This window comes from Rhodococcus chondri (genome assembly GCF_036327435.1).
GTDB classification, from domain to species: Bacteria; Actinomycetota; Actinomycetes; order Mycobacteriales; family Mycobacteriaceae; genus Rhodococcus; species Rhodococcus chondri.
Genome location: NZ_JAUZMZ010000311.1, coordinates 1 through 2,891 on the forward strand (window position 1 = coordinate 1; position 2,891 = coordinate 2,891).

At 68.8% G+C, this 2,891-nt stretch carries 2 protein-coding genes; one reads left to right on the top strand and one right to left on the bottom strand.

The annotated features are described in order from the left end of the window. Positions 1-2,262: vitamin B12-dependent ribonucleotide reductase (locus Q8814_RS25500; RefSeq protein ID WP_330154736.1), on the bottom strand; the 2,262-nt coding region annotated here is incomplete at its 3' end. 45 nt (positions 2,263-2,307) lie between these two features. On the opposite strand from Q8814_RS25500, the gene Q8814_RS25505 reads away from it, so the two are divergent. Continuing rightward, a partial coding sequence (locus Q8814_RS25505) for an ATP-grasp domain-containing protein (protein WP_330154737.1) occupies positions 2,308-2,891 on the top strand: 584 nt, incomplete at its 3' end.

Consider the following 2,891-nt stretch of genomic DNA (forward strand, 5'->3'; position numbering starts at 1 on the left):
GGGGGGCTGGCGTTCGCGCCGCGGCGCGACAGCGACGTCTGCCGGCGCGGTCACCACCCGCCGTGCCGCCGTGGACAGCGGTTGGCCGAGCTTGCAGTTGTCGCGATACACGGCCAGGGCCTTGAGTCCGAGCCGCCACGCGTCGACGTACAGATCGGCGATGTCGTCGACCGTCGCCGACTCGGGCAGGTTCACCGTCTTCGAGATCGCACCCGACAGGAACGGCTGCACCGCCGCCATCATCGACACGTGCCCACGCGGAGCAATCGTGTTGTCGCCCATCGACGTTGCGAATACCGGCCGATGCTCGTCCCGCACGTGCGGCGCTCCGGCCAGGGTCCGGTGGGTGTCCAGATGCGCGACGACGTCGGCGACCTGCGCCGGGCTGTACCCCAGCCGCGACAGTGCCCGTGGCACACTCCGGTTGACGATGGACAGGCTTCCGCCGCCGACGAGCTTCTTCGTCTTCACCAGCGCCAGATCCGGTTCGATGCCGGTGGTGTCGCAGTCCATCGCCAGACCGATGGTGCCCGTCGGAGCGAGCACCGTCACCTGGCTGTTGCGCACCCCGAACTCGGTCCCGGCGTCCACCGCGCGATTCCACGCGTCGTGCGCCGCAGCGAGCACCTCTGCGGGGGCCAGGTCGGCGTCGATGTCGTCGACGGCACCGCGGTGCCGGGCCAGCACGCCCAGCATCGATTCCCGGTTCTCGGCGAACCCGTAGAAGGGGCCGAGGCGTTTCGCCAGCTGTGCCGACACTACGTAGGCATGGCCGGTCATCAGGGCGGTGACCGCCGCGGCATACGCGCGGCCTTCGTCGCCGTCGTAGGGCAGGCCGGACGCCATGAGCAGCGCACCGAGGTTCGCGTACCCGAGACCGAGCTGACGGAACCGCCGGGAGTTCTCTCCGATCCGCTCGGTGGGGTAGTCGGCGCGTCCGACGAGGATTTCCTGCGCGGTGAGCATCACCGCCACCGCGTGCCGGAAGCCGTCGACGTCGAATGTTCCGTCCTCACGCAGGAACTTCAGCAGGTTCAGGCTTGCCAGGTTGCATGCGGAGTCGTCGAGGTGCATGTACTCCGAGCACGGGTTCGACGCGTTGATCCGGCCGGTCGTCGCCGCGGTGTGCCACCGATTGATGGTGGTGTCGTACTGCATACCCGGATCTGCGCACTCCCACGTCGCAGCGGCGATGCGCTGCAACAACTCCCGCGCCCGCACCGTCCTCACGATCCCGCCGGACGTGACCGCCCGCAGCGGCCACTCGGCGTCGTCGACGACGGCCTGCATGAACTCGTCGGTGACCCGCACCGAATTGTTCGCGTTCTGGTATTGCACGGAGTGGATGTCGCTGCCGTCGAGGCCCATGTCGAACCCTGCCTCCGCGAGCACCCGCGCCTTCCGTTCCTCGATGGCCTTGCAGTCGACGAATTCCTCGATGTCGGGATGGTCGACATCGAGAATCACCATCTTCGCGGCCCGGCGTGTCTTGCCGCCGGACTTGATGGTGCCGGCCGACGCGTCGGCGCCCCGCATGAAACTGACCGGCCCGGACGCGCTTCCGCCCCCGGCGAGCGGCTCGGCGGACGAGCGGATCCGCGACAGGTTCACCCCGGCACCCGAACCGCCCTTGAAGATCACCGCTTCCTGCCGGTACCACTCCAGAATCGAGTCGATGCTGTCGTCGACCGACAGGATGAAACACGCGCTGGCCTGCTGCGGTGTGTTCGGAACCCCGATGTTGAACCACACCGGGCTGTTGAACGACGCCTTCTGGTGCAGCAGCAGATGCGTCAGCTCGGCCGAGAACGCAGCGGGGTCGTCGAGGTGCCCGTCGGTGCGTCCCCACGCCGTGATCGTGTCCACGATGCGGGCGACGACAGTGCGCAGTGACCCTTCGCGCTCGTCGCTGCCCAGCGCACCGCGGAAATACTTCTGGGCGACGATGTCCGTCGCGTTCTGCGACCAGTCGGCGGGGAACTCGACGCCGCTCTGCTCGAAGACGACGCTGCCCGTGCCGTGGTGCACGATGCGGGCATCACGACGCTGCCAGTCCACGTCGTCCGCGGCGTCGACGCCGGGCAGCGTGAAATACCGGAGGTCCGCGGCCGCGACCCCGTCCTTCGCGTGACCGTCCTTCGCGTGACCGTCCTTCGCGTGACCGTCCTTCGCGTGACCGCCCTTCGCGTGACCGTCCTTTGCGTGACCGTCCTTCGCGGCACGGACCGGGCGGGTGTGACTGTGAGGGCCTGCACTGCTCATCGCTTTCCTCCAGGAACGGCGACCGGTGGCACATATAGTCCCACCATGGTCTCACCGCGTCTCGGCACTCCGCTGTCTGCGACAGCCAACCGTGTGCTGCTCCTCGGGTCCGGCGAGCTCGGCAAGGAGGTGATCATCGCGTTGCAGCGCCTCGGCGTCGAAGTCATCGCGGTCGACCGCTACCCCACCGCGCCCGGTCAGCAGGTCGCGCACCGCGCCCACACCGTCGACATGGGCGATCCGCAGGCGTTGCTCGCGATCATCGAGGCCGAGCGCCCGCACCTGGTGGTTCCCGAGATCGAGGCCATCGCCACCGACGCGCTCGCGGTCGCCGAGGAGCGCGGCCTCACCGAGGTCATCCCCACCGCCCGCGCCACGCAGCTCACCATGAACCGCGAAGGCATCCGCCGGCTCGCCGCCGAGGAACTCGGCCTGCCCACCTCCCCGTACCGGTTCGCGAACTCGCTCGGGGAACTCCGCGCCGCGACCGAGGAGATCGGGTTCCCGTGCGTGATCAAACCGGTGATGTCGTCCTCCGGTAAGGGCCAGTCGACGGTGCGGTCCGCCGACGACATCGCCGCCGCATGGGACTACGCCCTCGCCGGCGGACGCATCCACCACGGCACCGT